Source organism: Paraburkholderia sp. BCC1876, from assembly GCF_902833695.1.
GTDB lineage: Bacteria > Pseudomonadota > Gammaproteobacteria > Burkholderiales > Burkholderiaceae > Paraburkholderia.
The window spans coordinates 1-24034 of record NZ_CADFGI010000019.1 but is presented as its reverse complement, the minus strand read 5'-3'; the positions used below and the strand labels follow the sequence as shown (position 1 = coordinate 24034).

Genomic DNA, 24034 nt, shown 5'->3' with positions numbered 1-24034 from the left:
GTACAACTCGCTGAAGAAGGAAGGCTGGCTTAAACCTCGCGGTTCTGCTTGACGTCCCAGGCGAGCACGCTTTCGCCGCCGCGATTGCCCTGGTCGGTCTGCTCCCAATATTGTTTCCTCACCTTGGCTGCCTGGAATGCGTAAGTCACCTGCACCGCCTCGGACGTTCTCGCGGCGCCCTGCAGGACGGACGTGACCAGAACCTCGGAGAGTGTGATTCGCAGATACTCGATCTGTGCCCCGCCCGCTTTGCACACCGAGACTTCGACCTGTGGCAAATGCCTGCCGTTGGCGCAGTACTTGAGGATCGCCGGCGCGGCTTTATCCATGAAGGTTTCGACCTCCAGATCCTGGAAACTGGCTTTGCCGATGCCGCCGCCACTTCCCGTCGCCATATTGCCGGGCTGCGCCGCGCCCCACGAATAGGACTGGATGTCGATCCACCCTTTATGGTTGGCGTCTTTCGATTCGCCGGTGACGCCGTCTACCCGCATGTACATATCCACTGACATTTTTCCGTTCCCTGTTCAATGAAGCGAAACTGATGACTTGATGTTTAGAGCCGTTGCGCTGATGTCGCGCTGTCTTTCAGCGCCGGCAACTTCGACACCAGCCGCAATGACACGGTGAGGCCTTCGAGTTGATAGTGCGGACGCAAGAAAAATTTGGCGCGGTAGTAGCCGGGGTTGTCGTCCAGGTCCTCAACCACGATTTGGGCCGCCGCCAGTGGTTTTCTTGCCTTGGTGTCCTGCGACGAGTTGACCGGGTCGCCGTCTACGTAATTCATGATCCAGTTGTTCAGCCACGCTTCCATGTCGCCGCGTTCCCTGAATGAACCGATCTTGTCGCGCACGATGCACTTTAGATAGTGAGCAAAGCGGCAGCACGCGAACAGATAGGGCAGACGCGCGGCCAGTTGCGCGTTGTCGGTGGCGGTGGCGTCGTGATATTCGGCTGGCCGTTGCAGCGATTGCGCACCGATGAACGTTGCGCTATTGGAGTTCTTGCGATGCACGAACGGCATGAAGCCGTTTTTAGCGAGTTCCGCCTCGCGCCGATCGCTAATGGCGATTTCAGTCGGACACTTGATGTCGACGCCGCCGTCGTCGGTGGGAAATGTGTGGGTGGGCAGATCCTGCACCGTGCCGCCCGATTCGACGCCGCGAATCGACGTGCACCAGCCGTAATACTTGAACGAGCGATTGACGTTGAACGCCATCGCGTACGCGGAGTTGATCCACGTGTAGCGCTCGTGATTGGCGCCTTCCGTGTCTTCCTCGAAATCGAAAGCATCGACAGGATTCTCGCGTGCGCCATACGGCAGGCGCGCGAGAAAACGCGGCATGGTCAGGCCGAGATAGCGCGAGTCGTCCGACTCACGCAAATGGCGCCACGCGGCGTATTCGCTGTTCTGAAAAATCTTGCTGAGGTCGCGCGGATTCGACAACTCCTGCCACGACGCCATTTGCATGACCGCGGGCGAGGCGCCGGTAATGAACGGGCAGTGCGCGGCGGCGGCGATCCTGGCAATTTCGCCGAGGGTTTCGACATCAGGCGGGCTGTGGTCGAAGTAGTAGTCACCGACCAGGCAGCCGAGCGGTTCGCCGCCGAACTGGCCGTATTCTTCCTCGTAGACCTTCTTGAACAGTGGACTCTGATCCCACGCGACGCCCTTGTGCCGTTTCAGCATACGGCTCAGTTCCGTCTTGCTGATCGGCATGCAGCGGATCTTCAGCAATTCGTCCGTTTCGCTGTGGTTGACCAGATAGTGCAGTCCGCGCCACGCCGATTCCAACTGCTGGAAATCGGGGTGATGAATGATCGAGTTGATCTGCTGTGACAGCTTGCGATCGATTTCGGCAATCACCGTCTGGATCGTCTGATACGCGTCGTCCGACATAACGACCGCGTTTTCCAGCGCCTGCAAAGCGAGCGTTCTGACCGCGCCGTCAATGGCCTGCTGCGTTTGCTCGGTGCGCGGATTGAATTCCCGCATCAGTGCGGCTGAAAAATGTTCAGCCGTGAACGTCGGGCTGGCTGATTGCTGGGTGATGGACTGTGCGAGAGTCATGGTGATCTCCGAAAGCGATCCTTGAGTCGATGTCATGCACGGTGGTCGTGCCTATCTTTGTCAGCGGTCTCAATGGCGGTGTCTAGGTCGCATTTTTTGTTTCGAGAGGGACCGATGTACCGGCAAGCGCTTTCAGCAACGCTGGGTTCTTCAATGCCTCGGTGAGCAAGGCTTCCGCGCCGCTTTTGCCGTCCATATAAGACAGCAGGTTCGACAATTGCGAGCGCGCCTGCAGCAACTGGTCGAGCGCGGGCACCTGGTGCGCGATCCTGGCGGGCGAGAAATCTGCCATGCATTCGAAGGTGAGCTCGGCGGCGAGCATGCCTTGGCCGGCAATGTCGTTCGACACTTGAAGCGCCACCCGAGGCTGGACCGACTTGAGCCGTTCGTCGAAATTGTCGACGTCGATTTCCATGAATTTGCGCACCTCGAAACCAGGTAGAGGGCGGGCGGATTTGCCGGCAAGATCGGCGATGACACCCATCACGAATGGGATTTCCACTTTGCGCTCGCTGCCGTACACCTCGACGTCGTATTCGATCTGCACGCGCGGCGCCCGATTTCGCGCGATGAATTTCTGCCCGGTTGCTTTTGCTTTCGATGCGTTCGAATGGATCATGTTGACTTGCGCTCCCTATGGGTTTCGGCTGCTCGCAGCTCGTGGGTTGGATCAGTTGCCGGAACTAGCCGCTGGTTGCTGGGGCTCGCCCGCGAGGGCCTCGATTTGCGGCAATGCGCCGGGCAGCATGTCGCGCACGATTTCGCGGAAGTTCATGTGCATCAGCCGCTGTGCGCGACGTACCAGCAGAGGCGCGGGATGGCCCGGCTCCGTGCGCTCCAGATAACGGCATACGCTTTCGAGCGCGAGCATGGCGTCCTGGCGTGAACCGAGCGCGATGGGGCTGCTGGACGGTTCGAGGACGCCGGCAACGTGCCGCGCTGATGGCGATGCCGATGCCGGATCGAATTGCTGAACCTGCCCGGTTTTAACGGACGGCTGGGTGAACCGTTCTTCCTGGACAGACTCCCGGCGCCAGTGCGTCTCTTCACCGTGTTCGGTTCGGGTATTCGGCCCGCGTTGGAACTCGGGATGATCGGTGATCGACGACAGGTTCGCGCTCCCGGGTTTCTGCGCTGCCTGCAAAACCACGGTCAGTGGATGTTCGACAGCGCTTGAATCCGACCCCCACGCGTAGTCCAGATTCATCGAGATGTGCGCTGAGATGCGTTCAATGGCGTGGAGCACTTGCCGCGCGACAGCGACTTCTTCGGGTGCGCCGTGTAGCACCGAGCGCAACTCCGCTTGCAGGTCGGCGTTCGACGACGAACCCATATTCGCGGCTGAAGCCGGTCTTCCTTCGAGAATGGCCGCCGCGTCCCGCAGCGACAGCGGGCCCAGCCGCCAGTGCAGCAACGTGGCGCTGCGGGCCGCGTGTCCGAGGGCCTCGCGATCCGTGAACGCGGCTAATGCGTTGAGCCGCGGAAGTGGATCGAATTCTCCGGCTGCCTGAAGCTGAGGATGAATGGGCTCCCAAAATTGATCGAGCGCGTCTGCGGCGAGCGAGATGCCCTTCGCGTAGCCTTCCAGGCCGTCAATGGCAGTCCAGGCTAGCGTCAACAGTGCGAAGAGGCGCAAGTCGATCGATCTGTCGAGCAACGCGATCGCCAACGCCGCCACTTGCCGCCAGTCCGGTGCGACGGCTGGAATCAGCGTGTCGCCGAATTGTTGTTCGCGACGGCCGGTTGCGACTTGCTGCAACGCGATGAATTCAGCGTCATATTCCAGATCGGCGCCACAAGGGTGCTCGAAACTGATGGGGCTAACCGGATAGACGGGAGCGAAGTTGATGGAATGCATTGACTAAATAACAGGCGGATTTTGTTCCAGTGAAACCAATTGAGCGCGAGTCTTAATTCGCGCGACTGCTAATAAGAATTTCTCGGATAATCAGGTGATTTTTTCGGACGGCCTGAATCTCCTGGTATTAACGTGGGTTGACTCAACCAAACTCCGCTCACGGATTGCCAAAAGCCAAGCGCTACGGGCGTGCCGAACCAACGACGGTGCGGGCCCTTCGTGACTAGGCTGTTAGTTGGGTTTGATTGGCATGCCGAAATATATCGGACAAACGTTTGGTTCGAGTCAATATTATTCCGGGTTTATTCATCGCGCAAGCTTGTTCGTCTATCTTTTAATGACTTGAATTTATTCCTATTATTAAGATGAGGCGAGAGCGCGCGGCCGAGATTAACAATCACGCGGCACTGATATTGATCGGATTGCGTTTGCTTATTGCAGAGACGCGCGCCGTTATTTCGTGCGCGGCACGGCACTGCACTGCACCGAAGCCGGCTGCCACGACTGATTCAGGTGGACGTTGTGAGTGACCCGGCGGCAGAGTGCGCGACGCATCGTCGCGTGCGGGATAGCGAGATCCGCCGGTGTCTGGCGGATGCCGATCGAGTGCGGCGCGCCTACATGGCAACGGGGGCGCTGCCGGCGATGTTGGTGGAGCGGTTCAAACAGCGTCCACTGGACGATTCGACAAACCGCCGACCCAAAACAAAAAACCGCCGAGCAAGCTGGGCGGTTTTTCGAGCCTTCAACATCAAGGCAAATCTGGTCGGGGTGAGAGGATTCGAACCTCCGGCCTCTACGTCCCGAACGTAGCGCTCTACCAGGCTAAGCTACACCCCGATTTTATACTGCTGGACTCTTACGGTGTTTCAGTCTCGTTCAAGACTGTCTTGCCGTCGAGTAAGAACATAATTCTAGCAGGCTATCTTTGAAAATGGAATCGGGAAATGAAGAAATTGCTGCTGCGGCGGCCTGAGCTTCCTGCTTCGCACAGTCCAGCGTGTGGTCCAGCGCGCCGGAGCGCGTGATGGCTTCGAAAATCGTGTCGAACCGGGCGGTGCCGCCTTGCTCGATCGCTTCCCGGGCGAGCGCAGATTGTTCTGGCGTGCCGCGTTCGATCAGATAGATCAGCGGGAGGGTCGGTTTGCCCTCGCGCAGATCGTCGCCGGCATTCTTGCCCATTGATTCGGCCGTGCCTGTGTAGTCGAGCCAGTCGTCCATGATCTGGAACGCGGTGCCGATGCGCCGGCCGAACTCCGCAGCGGCGGCTTCAGTTTTCGCGTCTGAGCCGGCGAGCACGGCGCCGAGCTGGGCGGCCGCCTCGAACAGCTTGGCCGTTTTGTAGCGGATCACCTGCATGTAGCGGGCTTCGTCCACGTCCGCATCATGCATGTTCAGCAACTGCAGCACTTCGCCTTCGGAGATGATGTTGGTCGCCTCCGACAGAATCTCCATGACCCGCATCTTGCCGACGCCAACCATCATCTGGAACGAGCGCGAGTAGAGGAAATCGCCGACCAGCACGCTCGCGGCGTTGCCGAACAGCGCGTTGGCAGTCTGGCGGCCGCGCCGCAGATCGGATTCGTCCACGACGTCATCGTGCAGCAGCGTGGCGGTGTGGATGAACTCGACGACCGCCGCCAGTTCATGCCGGTGCCCCGTGGTTTCACCCAGCGCGCCCGCCACCAGCAACAGCAGCGCGGGCCGAAGCCGCTTGCCGCCGGCACTGATGATGTACTCGGAGATCTGATTGATCAGCATCACGTCCGACGCTAGACGGTGCCTGATGACGCGATTGACCTGCTGCATGTCTTCGGCGATCGGAGCGAGCAGGCTGGCGGCGTTGGAGGAGGGGGTGGCAGTCGACGACATGATGGCTGAATTGGGTAGTGCCGCGAATTATAAGGCGAATCGCGGCAGTTCCGTGTCGCGGGCTGCCGTGCGGCGCGTTCGGCAGCGACGGGGCCGTGCGCTGGGGCGCGGCCGCGAGGCGCTGCGCACCTTGCACGGTATCTCTCAATGAGTTTTGACCGCGTAGCTAACTCTATGTATAATCACGGGTTTCCGCGCGCGGTGCGTGGGAAAAATGAACACAGAGTGAGGTTCTCAATGTACGCGGTCATAAAAACCGGTGGCAAGCAGTATAAAGTTGCCGTCGGCGAAAAACTTAAAGTAGAACAGATACCGGCAGACATTGACGCTGAAATCACGCTCGACCAGGTTCTCGCAGTGGGCGAAGGCGAATCGATTAAGTTCGGTACGCCGCTGGTCAGTGGGGCTTCCGTCAAGGCTACCGTCGTGTCGCAAGGTCGTCACAAGAAAGTGACCATCTTCAAGATGCGTCGCCGGAAGCACTACCAGAAGCATGGCGGCCACCGCCAGAACTATACCGAACTGCGCATCGACGCGATCAACGCGTAAGCGCAACGGTTAAGGAGCAAATCAAATGGCACACAAAAAGGCAGGCGGATCATCCCGCAACGGCCGCGACTCCGAATCGAAGCGCCTCGGCGTGAAGGTTTACGGCGGTCAGGCTATCAACGCTGGCGGCATCATTGTTCGTCAACGTGGTACGCGCATGCACCCGGGCGAAAACGTCGGTATCGGCAAGGATCACACCTTGTTCGCGCTGACGGACGGCCACGTCAATTTTTCGACGAAAGGCGCAGCGAAGAAGCACATGGTCAACGTCGTCCCGGCAGCAGTCTGAGCTTACTCAGGCACGGGCTTCAGGACCGGTAAAAGGCCTCGCGAAGTTAGCGGGGCTTTTTTTATTCCGGCGGCTTTTGCCGGACGAATGGGCGTGAACGCGCCGCTCATGCCGTCAGTCCTATGCCGTTCGGCCGATTGATCGGCACCCGGCTGGCGCGGCAAAATAGCAGCATCGAGTACATCCAGTAGCATTAAATCTAGCAGCACCATCTGGCAGCACACCACGGGACGGAGTTACGCATGAAGTTCATTGACGAAGCGAGGATTGAAGTCATCGCCGGCGACGGAGGGGATGGCAGCGCGTCGATGCGCCGCGAGAAATTCGTTCCGTTCGGCGGCCCGGATGGCGGCGACGGCGGCCGGGGCGGCAGCGTGGTTGCGGTCGCGGACCGCAATATCAACACGCTGATCGACTACCGCTACGCGAAAAAACACCTGGCGCGCAACGGCGAAAACGGTCGTGGCGCCGACTGCTACGGCAAGGGCGGCGACGACATCACGCTGCGCATGCCGGTCGGCACGACCATTTCCGACATGGAAACCGGCGAGCTGATCGCCGATCTGACCGAGCACAACCAGAGCGTGCAAATCGCGCAGGGCGGTGCGGGCGGTCTCGGTAACCTGCATTTCAAATCCAGTACCAACCGCGCACCGCGTCAGAAGACCGACGGCAAGCCGGGCGAGCGCCGCATGGTGCGCCTCGAACTGAAGGTGCTGGCTGACGTCGGTCTGCTCGGCATGCCGAACGCTGGCAAGTCGACCTTTATTTCGTCGGTGTCGAACGCGCGGCCGAAGATCGCCGACTACCCGTTCACTACGCTCGCGCCGAACCTTGGCGTAGTGCGCGTCGGTCCGAGCCGCAGCTTCGTGATCGCGGACATTCCCGGTCTGATTGAAGGTGCCGCGGAAGGCGCCGGCCTTGGTCACCAGTTCCTGCGTCACCTGCAGCGCACCGGCTTGTTGCTGCATATCGTCGACCTCGCACCGTTCGACGAAGCGGTCGACCCGGTCGCGGAAGCCAAGGCGATCGTCAACGAGCTGCGCAAATACGACGAGCTGCTGTATGAGAAGAAGCGCTGGCTGGTCCTCAACAAGCTCGACATGGTGCCCGAAGACGAACGCGAAGCGCGCGTTTCGGCGTTCCTCGAAGGCTTCGGTTGGGACGGCCCAGTGTTCGAAATCTCGGCGCTGACCGGTCAGGGTTGCGAGAACCTTTGCTACGCGGTGTTCGACCACATTGCCTCGCACTCGGACGCGCAGCGTGCGGCCGAAGCCGAAGATCTCGCCGCCGACGTGCGTTTCCGCGAAAAGCCGTCCGCGCCGCCCGTCGCGGACGAATCCAGCGTCGACCCGCAAGAATAAGAAAGCACGAGCGCCGGCGCGCCTGGATGGGCTGCCGGCTTGCATCACGCGTCAATTTGGAGACTGCGCACAATGCGTTCCGTCATCGCAGATTCACGGCGATTGGTAGTGAAAGTCGGTTCAAGCCTCGTCACGAATGACGGGCGCGGCCTCGACCATGCGGCGATCGGCCGCTGGGCGGCGCAAATCGCGGCTCTGCGCGCGCAAGGCAAAGAGGTCGTGCTGGTTAGTTCCGGCGCGATTGCCGAAGGTATGCAGCGGCTCGGCTGGACCAAACGTCCGCGCGAAATCGACGAATTGCAGGCGGCCGCGGCCGTCGGTCAGATGGGGCTCGCGCAGGTCTACGAAAGCCGCTTTGCCGAGCATTCGATCCAGACCGCGCAGATTCTGCTGACACACGCCGACCTGGCCGATCGCGAGCGCTATCTGAACGCGCGTTCCACGTTGTTGACGCTGTTGCGTCTTGGCGTGGTGCCGATCATCAACGAGAACGACACGGTCGTCACCGACGAAATCAAGTTCGGCGACAACGACACGCTCGGTGCCCTGGTCGCGAATCTGATCGAGGGCGACGCGCTCATCATTCTCACCGATCAGCAAGGGCTCTTCACCGCTGACCCGCGCAAGGACCCGAACGCCACGCTCGTGCAGCAGGCCGATGCCGGTGCGCTGGAACTTGAGGCGATGGCTGGCGGCGCCGGCTCCAGCCTGGGGCGCGGCGGCATGCTGACCAAGATTCTCGCCGCCAAGCGCGCGGCTCACAGCGGCGCTAATACGGTGATCGCGAGCGGGCGCGAGGCGGACGTGCTGTCGCGGCTGGCGTCGGGCGAAGCGATCGGCACGCAGTTGATCGCACGCACGGCGCGCATGGCGGCCCGCAAGCAATGGATGGCGGACCACCTGCAAGTGCGCGGCCATGTCGTAATCGACGACGGCGCGGTCGAAAAGCTGACCGAAGGTGGCAAGAGCTTGCTGCCGATCGGCATCGTCGGTGTGCAGGGCGCGTTCGCGCGCGGCGAGGTGATTGCTTGCCTGAGCGCTGCGGGGCGAGAAGTGGCGCGTGGTTTGACGAACTACAGCAGCGCGGAAACCAAGCTGATTCAGCGCCGCCCGAGTGGCGAAATCGAATCCGTGCTCGGCTACATGCTCGAACCCGAGCTGATTCACCGCGACAATCTGGTCCTGGTCTGAGCCTGGCGCCGGTTCGCAGCAGATCCGGACCAGCCGCACAGCGCACACAAAAAAGCCGTTTCAGCACAAGCTGAAACGGCTTTTTTCACATCCACGACCCGTTGCGACTTCGAACAACTTGCTCAGGAACAACTCACCCTTAACGGATCAACGAGGCCGCAGTGCGCTTGTAGCGGATATTCTCAAGAATCCGCTGAGCGTTGCCCGTAGGCATCTTGCTCGCGCACAGATAATCCTGATACAGCGCCGACTGATACGCGTTCAGCGCACCATCTTCAATACGCGTGAAATTGTTCGCGACCGTGGTGTCCCAACCGTCGTGATCCGCATTCAGGCCTGCGTACTGGCGCCATTCGTACGTGTCGCAGCGAATGCCTTCGTAGATCACATTACGTGCGCCGCTCGGGCTCGTCACGACGACGGTAAGGCGAACCACACCGTCGGTACCGACAGTGAGCGAATTCTTGTCGACCGCGAACTGCAGCGGGGTATTGCCCGAAACTGCGAACGGCAGCAGATTCGCGTCTTGCGGCAGCGGCGGCAACGTGTCCACCTTGTTTTCGACCCAGCTACCCTGGCGGTCCAGCAGGTAGACGAACGCGCTGTCGTCTTTATTCGTGGGTTTGCCGGCGCTCGAGCAACCAGCCAGCAGGGCGCCGGTGGCGACGCACGCCACGACGAGAGCAAGTGCTTTCAATATGATTTCCTCGAAACACCGGCGCGGCTCAGTGAGCCGCGCCGGTTGAGGCGGCCAGGACAGCCGCACAGCGTTGTTAATTGCGCGCGCCCGGGCGGAATAGCGAGCCGGCGGTTTCGCGAGCGGATTCGCCCTCGTCCTCATGCTCCGGCGCGGCGCCCAACTCGGGCTCCGATCCGGAACCCGAACCGCAATCGGACGCGATCGTGGTGTGAACCGATGTTTCGATGCTGACAGATGTCACCGTGGTCACGGAGGTCACCGTCATTATCGTGGAATCCGGCGGACTCTCCATTGACGACGCTATCCGGGGATAACGCGGCACGTGGTGCCCGACAGGTTTTTCCGCACGCGGCACAGCCCGGCGCATGAAGCGGGATAGCTCCGTCAGCGCCAACTGATACACATCCCGCTTGAACTCGATCACACAGTCGAGGGGCACCCAGTACTCGTTCCAGCGCCACGCATCGAACTCAGGGTGGTCGGTGGCGCGCAAGCAGATGTCGCAATCGCGTCCAACCATCCGGAGCAAAAACCAGATTTGTTTCTGGCCGCGGTAATGACCGCGTACTTCGCGCTTGATGAACTTGTCAGGCACCTCGTAACGCAACCAGTCGCGCGTGCGACCGATCACCTTGACGTGCTCAGGAAGCAGCCCGGTTTCTTCGTGTAACTCCCGATACATCGCTTGCACGGGGGTCTCTCCGTACTTGATGCCCCCTTGCGGAAACTGCCAGGAATGTTCACGGAGCCGTTTGCCCCAAAACACCTCGTTGTGCGCGTTCAAGAGGATGATGCCGACGTTCGGGCGAAAGCCTTCACGATCCAGCATACAACCACCTTCGAATCCTTTAAAATTGCTTTGATTATAAACAGATAACGGACCCGACGCACCGATTCGCACCAGATTGGAACGATTCGCCGCAAAAGGCCCCGCGTTTGCGGTAGCCTGTCAGTCTTTCCGTGCCTTATCCCGTGTGTGAAGGCTTTGCGCGGCAGCTTCGGCGGCGTGCGAAAGCGTGTCGAGGCGCCTTAGGCGTGAGCACGCGGCGCTGTGCCAGGCGTCGGGCGAACCGGGCTGACAGAGCGCCGTGTCTGTGTCGATTCCCTACCGTTTTCACCTTTCGGGCGGTCCTTCCGGAGCCGCCGCTTTTGGAAAATCTGAATGAAAGCTTCCCGTTTCTTTATCGGCACGCTGAAAGAAGCGCCCGCCGACGCCGAGATCGTCAGCCACAAGCTCATGGTGCGCGCCGGCATGATCCGTCGCGTGGCCGGCGGTATTTATAACTACCTGCCGGTCGGCCTGCGTTCGATCCGCAAGGTGGAAGCCATCGTGCGTGAAGAAATGAACCGGGCCGGCGGGATCGAACTGCTGATGCCGGCCGTGCAACCGGCCGAGTTGTGGCAGGAATCGGGCCGCTGGGAAAAATACGGCCCCGAGCTGCTCCGTTTCAAAGACCGCAAGCAAACCGATTTCGTGATCGGACCGACCCACGAAGAAGTGGTCACGGACATCGCGCGTAATCAGATCAAGAGCTACCGTCAGTTGCCGGTGAATTTCTACCAGATCCAGACGAAGTTCCGCGACGAGATCCGTCCGCGTTTCGGCGTGATGCGCGGTCGCGAATTCATCATGAAAGACGCGTACTCGTTCGACAAAGACGCCGAAGGTCTGCGCGAGTCGTATCGCAAGATGTACGACGCGTACGTGCGCATCTTCACGCGTCTCGGTCTGGACTTCCGCGCGGTGGCGGCGGACAACGGTTCGATCGGCGGCAGCGGTTCGCACGAATTCCACGTGATCGCCGACACAGGTGAAGACGCGATCGCTTATTGCCCGACCTCCGAGTTCGCGGCGAACGTCGAAGCGGCCGAAGCGCTGCCGCTGTACGCGGAACGCGCGGCGCCTGCCGAAGCGCTGACGAAAACCGCCACGCCGGGCAAGGCGAAGTGCGAGGCCGTCGCCGAACTGCTGAACATTCCGCTCGAGCGCACCATCAAGTCGATCATTCTCGCGACCGAAAACGAAGGCGCCGAGCCGACCATCTGGTTGCTGATGCTGCGCGGCGATCACGACCTGAACGAAATCAAGGCGAGCAAGCTGCCGGGTCTGGCTGAATTCCGCATGGCAACCGAGGCTGAAATCGTCGAGACCTTCGGCACGCCGCCCGGCTACCTCGGTCCGATCAATACGAAGAAGCCGGTCAAGGTCGTCGCGGATCGCACCGTCGCGAACATGAGCGACTTCGTCGTCGGCGCGAACGAGGTGGATTTCCACATCGCCGGTGTGAACTGGGGCCGCGATCTGCCGGAGCCGGTCGTCGCCGATATTCGCAACGTGAAGAAGGGCGATCCGTCGCCGGACGGCAAGGGCGTGATCGACATCTGCCGCGGGATCGAAGTGGGCCACGTGTTCCAGCTCGGCAAGAAGTATTCGGAAGCCATGAACGCGACCTGCCTCGACGAAAACGGCAAGCCGCAGCCGATGGAAATGGGCTGCTACGGTATTGGCGTGACGCGTATCCTGGGCGCGGCGATCGAACAGAATTTCGACGACAAGGGCATCATCTGGCCGGAATCGATCGCGCCGTTCGAAGTCGTGCTGTGCCCGATGGGCTATGACCGCAGCGACGCCGTGCGCGAGCAGGCCGACAAGCTGTACGCGGCATTGGTCGAAGCGGGTATCGACGTGATTCTCGACGACCGTGGCGAGCGCCCGGGCGTGATGTTCGCCGACTGGGAGCTGATCGGCGTGCCGCATCGTCTGGTGATCGGCGACCGTGGCCTGAAAGAAGGCAAGCTCGAATACCAAGGCCGCCGCGACGCCGAAGCGACGCTGCTGCCGGTCGAAGACGCCGCGCAAACGGTGATCGGGAAGATTCGCGCCGCGTTGGCGAGCTAAGCGGAGCGGACGGTGGAGTACACCTTCCTGTCCGCGACTATCCTGCTGATTCTGATCACTGATCCGCTCGGCAACATTCCGCTCTTTATTAGTTGTCTACGCGGAGTGTCGCCGCAGCGGCGCACAGTCGTGATTCTCCGTGAAGTGGCGATCGCGTTTGCGATCCTGCTGGTCTTCATGGTGGTCGGGCAGGGTTTTCTGCGCATGATGAGCCTGACCGATCAGTCGTTGCGGATCGGCGGCGGCATCGTGTTGTTCCTGATAGCGCTCAGAATGGTGTTCCCGCATCCGGATGGACCGTTCGGCGGCGACACGCGCGGCGGCGAGCCGCTGATCGTGCCGCTCGCGATTCCGGCGCTGGCGGGGCCGTCGGCGTTGGCCACGGTGATGCGCTGACGTCGCAGGCGCCGGGCAAGATGTTCGAATGGATCGGCGCGCTGACTGTCACGATGATCGTCTGCGCGATCGTGCTGATGCTGGCCGAGCGCATTCAGGCCTGGCTCGGCGAGCGCGCGATGATGGCGTTTGAACGCCTGATGGGTTTGGTGCTGGTGGCGATTTCGGTCGAGATGATGTTGGGCGGCATCCGGTCGTTCGTGCATCAGCTTTGACGCCCGGTGCCATTCAAGTCCACTCGATTCGACAAGCAGCGACCAACAAAAAAGCGACCCGCGGGTCGCTTTTCTTTCGCCGGTACGCCGCGTGATCACGGCGTAGTCAGAGGAACTGGAGTCTCAAGCCCCTTCGGTCAGCGCACGAATGGTCGGCAGGTTGCGCCAGTAACCTTTCGCGTCCATCCCGCAGCCGAACACATAGCGGTCCGGCACTTCGAACCCGCAGTAATCCGGGCGCAGCGGTTTAGCTTTCGGAATGATCTTCTCGCACAGCACCGCGCTCAGGAAACGCTTCGCGCCCATCGCGAGAATGCGGTCGCGGATCGCGGCCATCGTCTCGCCTTCGTCGAGAATGTCGTCGAGCACCAGCACCACGCGATCTTTCACCGACTCGGCCGGCGCGACGCGCCACTGCATCTCGTTGCCGCCCTTGGTGGTGTTGCGGTAGCGGGTCAGGTGGATGTAGTCGAACTCGAGCGGAAAATCGAGGTGCGGCAGCAGCATGCCGGTGAACACCGCCGCGCCGCCCATGACCGACAGCACGAGCGGGAAGTCCTCGCTCATCTCGCTGCGGATGGCGTCCGCCATGCCGCTGATCGACGCGTTGACGTCGTTGGCCGAAACGATTTCTTCGGAGTGGCTAAAAATATGCAGGGCTTCTTCGCGGTTCATGACGTCTGACGGGCAATAACTGTATACATAGTGTGGGTGAGATCGGCGGCGCGCGGTACAGAATAAACCCGCACAAATCGGAAGTCAGCGCTTTCCGACGTTCGCGCGCGAAAAGCACGCGCCCGCCATCTTGAACAAGCTTAGCGCATGCCGGGCAACATGCCCTTCATGCCGCGCATCATCTTCTGCAGATTGCCGCCCTTGAGCTTCTTCATCATGGTGCGCATCTGGTCGTACTGATTCAGCATGCGGTTGACTTCCTGCACCTGCACGCCCGCGCCCGCCGCAATGCGCCGCTTGCGGGTGGCCTTGATGAGATCCGGCTTGGCGCGCTCGAGCGGTGTCATCGAATTGATGATGCCTTCCATGCGACGCATCTGCGATTCGGCCATGCCCATGTTGGCGCCGGCCGCGGCCTGCTGGAATTGCGCGGGCAGCTTGTCCATCAGCGACGACAGGCCGCCCATGCTCTTCATTTGCGTAAGCTGCGCGCGGAAATCGTTGAGGTCGAAGTCGCCGCCTTTCTTGACCTTGTCGGCGAGCTTCTGCGCGGCCTGAACATCCACGCCTTTCTGCGCTTCTTCGACGAGGGCGAGAATGTCGCCCATGCCGAGAATCCGGTTCGCCATGCGATCCGGGTAGAACACTTCGAGGCCGTCGAGCTTTTCGGCGACGCCGACGAACTTGATCGGCTTGCCGGTCACATGACGCACGGACAGCGCCGCGCCACCGCGCGAGTCGCCGTCGAGCTTGGTGAGCACCACGCCGGTGAGCGGCAATGCGTCGCTAAAAGCTTTGGCGGTGTTGACCGCGTCCTGGCCCAGCATCGCGTCGACCACGAACAGCGTTTCCGCCGGTTTCAGTTCGGTGTGCAGCGCGGTGATTTCCGCCATCATTACTTCGTCGATACCGAGACGGCCGGCCGTGTCGACGAGCAGCACGTCATGGTAGTGACGCTTGGCCCAGTCCACCGCGGCGCGCGCGATGTCGACCGGCTTCTGATCGGGTTCCGACGGGAAGAAGTCCGCGCCGACCTGCTCGGTCACCATCTTCAACTGCGCGATAGCAGCGGGACGGTAGACGTCGCACGAAACGGTGAGGACCTTCTTCTTGTACTTTTCGCGCAGCAGCTTGGCGAGCTTGCCGACCGTGGTGGTCTTACCCGCGCCCTGCAGACCCGCCATCAGGATGATGGCCGGCGGCGTGACGGCGAGGTTGAGTTCGACCGCCTTGCCTTCGTAGTCGCCGCCGATGATCGCGGTCAGCTCGCGCTGCACCACGCCGACGAGCGCCTGACCCGGCGACAGGCTGCTGATGACTTCTTCGCCGAGCGCCTTCTCCTTCACCTTGGCGATGAACTCGCGCACGACGGGCAGCGCCACGTCGGCCTCGAGCAGCGCCAGGCGAACCTCGCGCAGCATTTCCTGGGTGTTCGCCTCGGTGAGCCGGGCTTCGCCGCGCAGCGTCTTGACGACGCGCGCCATCCGTTGAGTCAGATTGTCGAGCATGGGGAGCGATGAACAGTGCGGCCCGGGCAGCGCGCGAAGTGGAAGACGTCGCGGAGTAGGGGCCTAGTGTAAACTTCGAATATGGATATTGTACTGTATGCCCTCACTGCGCTCCTCTACGGCGGTTTAGCCGTGGCCGGCTGGCGCTCGCACCGGCACGCCGCCGTGCGCCCCATGCTCGAGAGCGTGCCGCCGGTGCCCGCCGCGGCCAGCGCGCCGGCCGCCTCGGGCATGAGCTCGGCTGGCCGCGCGCTGCTTGGCGTGGCGCTGGCCGCGCACGGCGTGCTGCTGCACACCACCATCTTCCCGCAGAACGCGATGGTGTTCGGCTTCGCGTTCGCGCTGTCGGCCATGTTCTGGCTCGGCGCCGGCATCTACTGGATAGAGAGTTTTTTCTTTCCGCTCGACGGGCTGCGTCTGCTGGTGTTGCCGCTCGCCTGCGTCGCTTCGCTGATGCCGTTGGCGTTCGGCGGCGTGCGCGTGCTGCCGTATTCGGCCGCGCCGTTGTTCAAGCTGCACTTCCTGATCGCCAACATCGCGTATGGTCTGTTTGCGATCGCGGCGCTGCACGCCATTCTGATGCTGCTGGTCGAGCGGCGTTTGCACGCCATGCGCGGCGGCGGCGTCGCGCAGCGGCATGCGGCCGCGGCCGGCAACGGCTGGCTGTCGAGTTGGCTCGACACGCTGCCGCCGCTTCTGACGTTGGAAAAGCTGTTGTTCCGTCTGATCGGCGCGGGTTTTGTGCTGCTCACGCTGACCTTGCTGTCGGGCATTCTGTTTAGCGAGCAACTGGTCGACCGTGCATTGCGGCTCGATCACAAGACCGTGTTCGCGATTCTTTCGTGGGTGATGTTCGGCGCGCTGCTGACCGCGCGCAAGGTGTCGGGTTGGCGCGGTCGCGCGGCCCTGCGCTGGGTGCTGGCGTCGTTCGTCGCGCTGTTGCTGGCGTACGTCGGCAGCCGTTTCGTCTTCGAGGTGCTGTTGCACCGTGCTGTAGTGTGAGCGTATTCCATGCGACAAATATTTCTGCTGATCCTGTTGTTCGTCGTCGGCCAATGGCTGGTCAAGGCGCTGCGTCGTCATGACGCGCAAACCACGCAGCGCACCGGCGGCGCCGGCGCGGGAGCGAACGGTGCGCCAGGCCAGCAAGCCGGTGCCAATGGCGCGGCCCGTCCGGCGGGTCAAGCGCAAGCGCGGCCGCAACTCGCCGAGCCGATGATCCGCTGCGTCGAGTGCGGCGTGCATGCGCCGAAGAGCGATTCCGTGGTGGTGGCGGGGCAGCCGTTCTGCAGCGCCGCGCACGCGCAGCGGCACAGCGCGCGTCCGTCGGGCCGCGACGCTCGATGAGCGGCGCGTTCACCGTCGATGCCGACGGTTGGGTCGCCGCCGCCAGTCAACTCCGTTCGCCGAATTTCGAAGCGCGGCCCGACGGCGCCGTGCCGACCCTGATCGTCGTTCACAACATCAGCCTGCCGCCGAACGAGTTCGGCGGCACGGCGATCGCGGAGCTGTTCCTCAACACGCTCGACTGCGACGCGCACCCGTACTACGACACTCACCTGCGCGGCGTGCGGGTCTCGGCGCATTTCGTGATTCATCGCGACGGCGCGCTCGAGCAATTCGTGTCGTGCAACGAGCGCGCGTGGCACGCAGGGCCGTCGAATTTTTTCGGCCGCGAGCGCTGCAATGATTTCTCGATCGGTATCGAGCTGGAGGGCAGTGACACCGCTGCTTTCGAGGCGGCGCAATACCGCACGCTCGGCGCTCTCGTGAGCGCGCTGAAGGCCCGCTATCCGGTCGAGGCGCTCGCCGGTCACTCGGACATTGCCCCGGGTCGCAAGACCGATCCGGGTCCGCATTTCGAGTGGCAACGTCTGCAGCGCGACACCGCGCTCGACGCTCGGTATTTCCCCTATCTCAAGTTTTCCGCGAACTCGTAACGCCTCTTTGCGCGACCTTGCGTGATGCGAGGAGAGCAAGGCACAGCCTTGTTCTCCGGTGAAGTGCGCCGCGCCGCGCTATCCAAAAGTCAACCCATTCAAAGCAAATAAAACGATTTGACCTGTCTCGAATCTCCACTATACTTGGTGCCAGAAATTCGGTTTCACACCATATCTTGTGTTGGCTGTGTATAACTGTGTGGATAACCGAGTGCATAAATCAGCGGCGCCCCGCTCTCCGAGCACGGCGCCGCAAGCATTCCGGGCAGTGAAAAAATTCCTGTGGCGCGGCCGGTCAAGACCAACCGGCGGCATCCAGAAGCATTCAGGGAAGGGGCATAGCCAGTGATCGCGACGCATACGACGAAGACCGTTTTCAATTCGAATCAGGCTTCGTCGCCGTCGCATCCCGCCAACCGGCTCAGCCAGCCTCTTTTCTGCACCCTATCGCTTGCGCACGCGGCGGCGCAGCGTTCGTTTTAATCCGCGGCAATCACCGCACCATTTCCAGGACCAGGAGCTTTGCACATGCAAACCACCGACAACGCGACGACCCGCTATGAGGGTTCACCGACCGGCCAGGCCTTCGGCCAGGCACAAGGCGCACAGGCGCTCGCGCCGCAAGCGACGCTCGCCGACTACAAGGTGATCCGCCGCAACGGCGGCGTCGTGTCGTTCGAGCCGTCGAAAATCGCCATCGCCGTGACGAAGGCATTTCTGGCTGTCAACGGTGGTCAAGGCGCGGCTTCGGCGCGCGTGCGCGAACTGGTCGAGCAACTTACGCAGAGCGTGGTGCGTGCGTTGGTGCGCAGCCGCCCGAACGGCGGCACGTTCCATATTGAAGACATTCAGGATCAGGTCGAACTCGCGCTGATGCGCGGCGGCGAGCACAACGTTGCGCGCGCTTACGTGCTGTATCGCGAGAAGCGCACCCAGGCGCGCGGTCATGACGACCAGATCGTCGCCAACACGCCGGGTCTGAACGTGACCGACAACGGCGTCACGCGTCCGCTCGACATGGCTGCGCTGCGCGGCGTCATCGAATCCGCTTGCGCGAATCTGGGCGACGCCGTGAGCGCCGACCCGATCATCGCGGAAACGGTCAAGAATCTGTACGACGGCGTGCCGATGACCCAGGTCTACGACTCGGCGATTCTGGCTGCCCGCACGATGATCGAAAAAGATCCGGCGTATAGCCAGGTCACCGCGCGCATCCTGCTGCACACGATCCGCCGCGAGATCCTCGAAGACGAAGTCACGCAAGGCGAAATGGCCGAGCGTTACGCTGAGTACTTCCCGCAGTTCATCAAGCGCGGCATCGGCGCCGGCCTGCTCGACGACAAGCTCCAGCAGTTCGACCTGAAGCGCCTGGGCGCCGCGCTCGACAACAGCCGCGACCTGCAATTCGGTTACCTCGGTCTGCAAACGCTGTACGACCGCTACTTCCTGCATCACGACGGCGTGCGGATCGAAATGCCGCAGGCATTCTTTATGCGTGTCGCGATGGGCCTGTCGCTGAACGAGATCGACCGCGAAGCGCGCGCCATCGAGTTCTACAACATTCTGTCGAGCTTCGACTTCATGTCGTCCACGCCGACGCTGTTCAACTCGGGCACGCATCGCTCGCAACTGTCGTCGTGCTACCTGACCACGGTCGACGACGACCTCGACGGTATCTACGAAGCGCTGAAGGAAAACGCGCTGCTGTCGAAGTTCGCCGGCGGTCTGGGCAACGACTGGACGCGCGTGCGTGCGCTCGGTTCGCACATCAAGGGCACCAACGGCAAATCGCAAGGCGTCGTTCCCTTCCTGAAGGTCGTCAACGACACGGCCGTCGCCGTGAACCAGGGCGGCAAGCGCAAGGGCGCGGTGTGCGCGTACCTGGAAACGTGGCACCTGGACATCGAGGAATTCCTCGAGCTGCGTAAGAACACCGGCGACGACCGTCGTCGCACGCACGACATGAACACGGCGAACTGGATTCCCGACCTGTTCATGAAGCGCGTGATGGAAGGCGGCGACTGGACGCTGTTCTCGCCGTCCACCTGCCCGGACCTGCACGACCTGTTCGGCGCGGAATTCGAAACGGCTTACACGGCTTACGAAGCGAAGGTCGCGCGCGGCGAGATCAAGCTGTTCAAGACGCTGCCGGCGGCGCAACTGTGGCGCAAGATGCTGGGCATGCTGTTCGAAACCGGCCACCCGTGGATCACGTTCAAGGATCCGTGCAATGTGCGCTCGCCGCAACAGCACGTCGGTGTCGTCCACTCGTCGAACCTGTGCACGGAAATCACGCTGAACACCAGCGACGCCGAAATCGCCGTCTGCAACCTGGGCTCGGTGAACCTCGTCGCCCACCTGAAGGAACAGGCCGACGGCACGCTCGTGCTCGACCACGACAAGCTCAAGCGCACCATCAGCGTCGCGATGCGCATGCTCGACAACGTGATCGACATCAACTACTACGCGGTCGCCAAGGCGCGTAACTCGAACCTGAAGCACCGTCCGGTCGGTCTCGGCATCATGGGCTTCCAGGACTGCCTGCATCTGCTGCGCACGCCGTACGCGTCGCAAGAGGCGGTGGCGTTCGCCGATACGTCGATGGAAGCGGTCTGCTACTACGCTTACTACGCGTCGACGGAACTGGCGCAAGAGCGCGGCCGTTACTCGAGCTACCGCGGCTCGCTGTGGGATCGCGGCATCCTGCCGCAAGACTCGGTGAAGCTGCTGGCCGACGCGCGTGGCGGTTACGTGGAAGTCGACTCGAGCGAGTCGATGGACTGGACCGAACTGCGTTCGCGGGTCGCCCAGTACGGCATGCGCAACTCGAACTGCGTCGCGATCGCGCCGACGGCGACGATCTCGAACATCATCGGCGTGTCGGCTTGCATCGAACCGACGTTCCAGAACCTGTATGTGAAGTCGAATCTGTCGGGCGAATTCACGGTGGTCAACGACTACCTGGTGCGCGACCTGAAGGCGCGCGGTCTGTGGGACGAAGTGATGGTCGCCGACCTGAAGTACTTCGACGGCACGTTGTCGCGCATCGACCGGATTCCGGCGGACCTGCGCGCGATCTACGCGACCGCGTTCGAACTCGATCCGGTGTGGCTGGTTGAAGCGGCTTCGCGTCGTCAGAAGTGGATCGACCAGGCGCAATCGCTGAACATTTACATGGGCGGCGCGTCGGGTAAGAAGCTCGACGAGGTCTACAAGCTCGCCTGGGTGCGCGGTCTGAAGACGACCTACTACCTCCGCACGATGGCGGCGACGCACGTCGAGAAGTCGACGGTGGCGCACGGTCAACTGAACGCGGTGAGTTCGGGCGGCGGCGAAGGTTCGGGTGGCGCGGCTGGCGGCGCAGCGGGTGGCTTCGGCGCGAACGGAGGCGGCGCAACGCCGGGCGGCTTTCAGGCTGCAGCGGCCACGGCAGCAGTCGTCGAAGCAGCGCCGGAAGCGGATGGTCCGGTCTGCATGATGCGTCCGGGCGACGCAGGTTTCGACGAGTGCGAAGCTTGCCAGTAAGCGTTGCCAACAAGCGCTGCGGGTGAGCGCGAAGCAGATAGCGGGAGCGTTGCTTGCTGACGGGTTGTAGGTAGTCACCCGAATGCGGCGAGCAACGCAGCTCGATGCGATGAAGCGGTAGTGACGCAGACGAGTGAAGTCGACGAGCGGTGCGGTGAAAGAAGTCGAAGTCGCGCCGCTCGTCGACGGGCAGTGAAGCAGGGCAGGCGACTGAAGTCGCGAGGCGCCGGGTCGGTGGAAACTCGGAGAGGCCTCAGTGGTAGATCAGCAGCCAGTAGTCAGCAGTCGGCAACACCCGACGAAGCGCGCGGCACAGCGCGCTTGAGCAAACGCTTCGATCGATGGGCCGATCAACGCAGCCGGCCCGATGCATCGCTCGACACGACATTGAACTTCACTTCGCTTGCGCTGACGAACAGACAGACGCGGGCGCGGACGCAAGCAGAGATAGACGAACGCAAGCGAAACGCAGACGCGCGTAGCAGAGAGTCGCAGCAGCACCGCGAGACCTCTGCCGAGCGACGCGAAAAGCAACGCAACGAGCAACGCAGATAGCAACGCAACGAGCAACGCGACACAGCAAAACGCAACCGCAAGATGCCGCAAACGCACTCCGCAATACAGATAGATAGAGCAGCGAAACGTCGCATCGACACGTTGCTCTTCGAGCTCGCGAAGCACCTCGACGACACACGTTCAACACGCTTCACGCGAGGCGACTCACACAGTCTGTTGAACAAAGTGTTGTATGAACGTAGCAACGCGAATCGAAAACAGGATTTTTCATCAGCGAACTCTTTTATCGCTCGTGAAAAGATGGTACAAACCGTTCTAAATTGATGGTGACATTTATGCTTAACTGGGATGACGAGATCACTGCCGTACCTCCCTCGAGCGGCGCGCAACAAGATGTGTTGCGCAGCGCTGCGGGATCGGCTGTCGGTTCGCAAGCCGGAATGCGTTCCGCTCCTCATGCTCCCTCGGATCGAAACGTCTTCGCTCCTCAAGATATTTTCGAAAGCGGTATCGCCGCGGCTCATGCTGCTGGAACGGCTGCCGTTTCCGAAGCGCGGGTCAACGTCGCCGACAAGCGCATCATCAACGGCCAGACCGACGTCAATCAGTTGGTGCCGTTCAAATACAAGTGGGCCTGGGAAAAATACCTGGCGGGTTGCGCCAACCACTGGATGCCGCAAGAAGTGAACATGTCGCGCGACATCGCCTTGTGGAAAGACCCGAACGGTCTGACCGAAGACGAGCGCCGCATCGTCAAGCGCAACCTGGGCTTCTTCGTGACAGCGGATTCGCTGGCCGCCAATAACATCGTGCTGGGCACCTACCGCCACATCACGGCGCCCGAATGCCGCCAGTTCCTGCTGCGCCAGGCGTTCGAAGAGGCGATCCACACGCACGCTTATCAGTACATCGTCGAATCGCTGGGCCTCGACGAAGGCGAAATCTTCAACGCGTATCACGAAGTTGCCTCGATCCGCGCGAAAGACGAATTCCTGATTCCGTACATCAATGTGCTGACCGATCCGGGCTTCAAGACCGGTACGCTCGAGACAGACCAGACGCTGCTGCGCTCGCTGATCGTGTTCGCCTGTGTGATGGAAGGCCTGTTCTTCTACGTCGGCTTCACGCAAATCCTGGCGCTCGGCCGTCAGAACAAGATGACCGGCGCGGCGGAACAGTACCAATACATCCTGCGCGACGAGTCGATGCACTGCAATTTCGGCATCGACCTGATCAACCAGATCAAACTCGAAAACCCGCAACTCTGGACGGCTGAGTTCCGCGCGGACATCCGCGAGATCTTCAAGCAAGCGGTCGAACTCGAATATCGTTACGCGGAAGACACGATGCCGCGCGGGGTGCTCGGCCTCAACGCGTCGATGTTCAAGAGCTATCTGCGCTTCATCTGCAACCGCCGTTGCCAGCAGATCGGTCTCGATCCGCTGTACCCGAACGAGGAAAACCCGTTCCCGTGGATGAGCGAAATGATCGACCTGAAGAAGGAACGCAACTTCTTCGAGACGCGAGTGATCGAATATCAGACTGGCGGCGCGCTGACCTGGGAGTGATCCGGGTTCGTGCTGCAGATGCATTCATTGATGGGGATGCCGCAGGCCTTCGCCGCGGCAATTTTGGTTAGGAGCAGAACCGCCTGATGCAAAGCTTGCCCGGTGCGCCGCGTGCCTTCGCGGCCCACAAACATGACTGGCACTTTGCGAACCCTTCAGTGGGATGGGCAAACTTCCCCCCGGAAAAAGCCGTCGGCGTGATCGCCGGCGGCCCGATCAAGCAATTGCCGGCGTTGAGTTTCAACGCCGAACAGATCTGGCGCGCGGTGCCTTTCGGCACGGCGCGCCTTACCGCATTCATTAGCGTAAGCGCGCAGCACCTGCGTACGCCGATGAATAGCTCGCTTCGTAGCGCGCGCCCTGAGAAGCGTCCGCGGGAAGCGGGTTTTGACGAAGGGTGGTGTTTGAACTGACTCTCATCTGAAAACCTGAAGGAGAAAATGATGGCAACTATCAAGAAAGCAGTCGCTAAGAAACCCGCAGCCAAGAAGGTTGTAGCAAAGAAGGCTGCGCCGGCTAAGAAGGCTGCTCCGGCGAAGAAAGTCGCTGTTAAGAAAGTCGCAGTGAAGAAGGTTGCAGCGAAGAAGGCAGCACCGGCGAAGAAGGTTGCAGCGAAGAAAGCTGCTCCGGCCAAGAAGGTTGCTGCAAAGAAAGTCGCAGTGAAGAAGGTTGCAGCAAAGAAGGCAGCGCCGGCGAAGAAAGCAGCACCGGCAAAGAAAGTCGCAGTGAAGAAGGTTGCAGCGAAGAAGGCAGCGCCGGCCAAGAAGGCCGCAGCGAAGAAGGCTGCGCCTGCCAAGAAGGCTGCCGCGAAGAAGGCAGCGCCTGCTGCGAAGAAGGCTGTTGCCAAGAAGGCTGCGCCTGCTGCGAAGAAGGCTGCTCCCGCTGCCAAGAAGGCCGC

Annotated in this window: 21 protein-coding genes, 1 tRNA gene and 1 pseudogene; 13 read left to right on the top strand and 10 right to left on the bottom strand. The window is 61.5% G+C overall.

The features are described from left to right. Positions 1–29: 29 nt before the first annotated feature. The 6 genes from HWY05_RS36780 to HWY05_RS36755 form a co-directional block, all read right to left on the bottom strand. On the bottom strand, positions 30–512 hold the full coding sequence (locus HWY05_RS36780) for a type VI secretion system tube protein Hcp (protein WP_035548776.1): 483 nt from the start codon (positions 510–512) through the stop codon (positions 30–32). A 44-nt stretch (positions 513–556) separates the two neighbouring features. Beyond that, entirely contained in the window at positions 557–2071 is a 1515-nt protein-coding gene (gene tssC, locus HWY05_RS36775) for a type VI secretion system contractile sheath large subunit (protein ID WP_035548773.1), read from the bottom strand. 82 nt (positions 2072–2153) lie between these two features. Next, a complete protein-coding gene (gene tssB, locus HWY05_RS36770) occupies positions 2154–2690 on the bottom strand; it encodes a type VI secretion system contractile sheath small subunit (protein WP_051980413.1) in 537 nt (178 codons plus the stop codon). Between the two features lie 51 nt (positions 2691–2741). After that, positions 2742–3929, bottom strand: a complete 1188-nt coding sequence (gene tssA, locus HWY05_RS36765) for a type VI secretion system protein TssA (protein WP_176061386.1) — start codon at positions 3927–3929, stop codon at positions 2742–2744. Positions 3930–4692: 763 nt separating this feature from the next. Further along, a tRNA-Pro gene (locus HWY05_RS36760) sits at positions 4693–4769 on the bottom strand. Between the two features lie 39 nt (positions 4770–4808). Next, positions 4809–5801 carry a polyprenyl synthetase family protein gene (locus HWY05_RS36755; protein WP_035548769.1) on the bottom strand — a complete coding sequence of 331 codons (993 nt, stop codon included), beginning with the start codon at positions 5799–5801 and terminating at the stop codon, positions 4809–4811. A 237-nt stretch (positions 5802–6038) separates the two neighbouring features. Between HWY05_RS36755 and rplU the strand changes: the two genes are divergently transcribed. The 4 genes from rplU to proB all read left to right on the top strand — a co-directional run bounded on the left by rplU (position 6039) and on the right by proB (position 9194). Beyond that, the gene (gene rplU / locus HWY05_RS36750) at positions 6039–6350 is read left to right on the top strand and encodes a 50S ribosomal protein L21 (RefSeq protein ID WP_007747161.1); all 312 of its coding nucleotides are present in this window, start codon (positions 6039–6041) and stop codon (positions 6348–6350) included. 25 nt (positions 6351–6375) lie between these two features. After that, the gene (gene rpmA / locus HWY05_RS36745) at positions 6376–6639 is read left to right on the top strand and encodes a 50S ribosomal protein L27 (RefSeq protein WP_007180330.1); all 264 of its coding nucleotides are present in this window, start codon (positions 6376–6378) and stop codon (positions 6637–6639) included. Between the two features lie 242 nt (positions 6640–6881). Further along, the gene (gene cgtA / locus HWY05_RS36740) at positions 6882–8003 is read left to right on the top strand and encodes an Obg family GTPase CgtA (protein ID WP_176061385.1); all 1122 of its coding nucleotides are present in this window, start codon (positions 6882–6884) and stop codon (positions 8001–8003) included. 72 nt (positions 8004–8075) lie between these two features. Then, entirely contained in the window at positions 8076–9194 is a 1119-nt protein-coding gene (proB, locus tag HWY05_RS36735; RefSeq protein ID WP_035548763.1) for a glutamate 5-kinase, read from the top strand. A gap of 139 nt (positions 9195–9333) precedes the next feature. Here proB and HWY05_RS36730 read toward each other — a convergent pair whose 3' ends face one another. Then, on the bottom strand, positions 9334–9891 hold the full coding sequence (locus HWY05_RS36730; RefSeq protein WP_035548761.1) for a CNP1-like family protein: 558 nt from the start codon (positions 9889–9891) through the stop codon (positions 9334–9336). Between the two features lie 76 nt (positions 9892–9967). Beyond that, entirely contained in the window at positions 9968–10723 is a 756-nt protein-coding gene (locus tag HWY05_RS36725) for an RNA pyrophosphohydrolase (RefSeq protein ID WP_035548758.1), read from the bottom strand. A 333-nt stretch (positions 10724–11056) separates the two neighbouring features. On the opposite strand from HWY05_RS36725, the gene HWY05_RS36720 reads away from it, so the two are divergent. Together HWY05_RS36720 and HWY05_RS36715 are read left to right on the top strand one after the other, a co-directional pair. Beyond that, positions 11057–12793, top strand: coding sequence for a proline--tRNA ligase (locus HWY05_RS36720; RefSeq protein WP_035548756.1), 1737 nt, complete (start codon positions 11057–11059; stop codon positions 12791–12793). A 12-nt stretch (positions 12794–12805) separates the two neighbouring features. Next, positions 12806–13404, top strand: a pseudogene (locus HWY05_RS36715) (MarC family protein). Positions 13405–13527: 123 nt separating this feature from the next. Here the strand turns inward: HWY05_RS36715 and HWY05_RS36710 are convergent. After that, a complete protein-coding gene (locus tag HWY05_RS36710) occupies positions 13528–14079 on the bottom strand; it encodes a hypoxanthine-guanine phosphoribosyltransferase (RefSeq protein ID WP_035548752.1) in 552 nt (183 codons plus the stop codon). A gap of 140 nt (positions 14080–14219) precedes the next feature. Beyond that, complete coding sequence (gene ffh, locus HWY05_RS36705; RefSeq protein ID WP_176061384.1) at positions 14220–15587, bottom strand: signal recognition particle protein; 1368 nt, start codon at positions 15585–15587, stop codon at positions 14220–14222. Between the two features lie 81 nt (positions 15588–15668). Here ffh and ccsA point away from each other — a divergent pair, with 81 nt between their 5' ends. From ccsA to HWY05_RS36670, 7 genes are all read left to right on the top strand, one after another. Beyond that, the gene (ccsA, locus tag HWY05_RS36700; protein WP_035548747.1) at positions 15669–16589 is read left to right on the top strand and encodes a cytochrome c biogenesis protein CcsA; all 921 of its coding nucleotides are present in this window, start codon (positions 15669–15671) and stop codon (positions 16587–16589) included. Positions 16590–16598: 9 nt separating this feature from the next. Next, positions 16599–16934, top strand: a complete 336-nt coding sequence (locus HWY05_RS36695) for a PP0621 family protein (RefSeq protein WP_035548744.1) — start codon at positions 16599–16601, stop codon at positions 16932–16934. Beyond that, on the top strand, positions 16931–17527 hold the full coding sequence (gene ampD / locus HWY05_RS36690; protein ID WP_176061383.1) for a 1,6-anhydro-N-acetylmuramyl-L-alanine amidase AmpD: 597 nt from the start codon (positions 16931–16933) through the stop codon (positions 17525–17527). Before HWY05_RS36695 ends, ampD begins: the two co-directional genes overlap by 4 nt. Before the next feature lie 528 nt (positions 17528–18055). Continuing rightward, positions 18056–21052 carry a ribonucleoside-diphosphate reductase subunit alpha gene (locus tag HWY05_RS36685; protein ID WP_176061382.1) on the top strand — a complete coding sequence of 999 codons (2997 nt, stop codon included), beginning with the start codon at positions 18056–18058 and terminating at the stop codon, positions 21050–21052. Positions 21053–21903: 851 nt separating this feature from the next. After that, the gene (locus HWY05_RS36680) at positions 21904–23136 is read left to right on the top strand and encodes a ribonucleotide-diphosphate reductase subunit beta (protein ID WP_176061381.1); all 1233 of its coding nucleotides are present in this window, start codon (positions 21904–21906) and stop codon (positions 23134–23136) included. A gap of 86 nt (positions 23137–23222) precedes the next feature. Beyond that, entirely contained in the window at positions 23223–23549 is a 327-nt protein-coding gene (locus HWY05_RS36675) for a hypothetical protein (RefSeq protein WP_035548732.1), read from the top strand. 27 nt (positions 23550–23576) lie between these two features. Continuing rightward, positions 23577–24034 (top strand): histone H1-like repetitive region-containing protein (locus HWY05_RS36670; protein WP_176061380.1); only part of this gene is annotated, 458 nt, incomplete at its 3' end.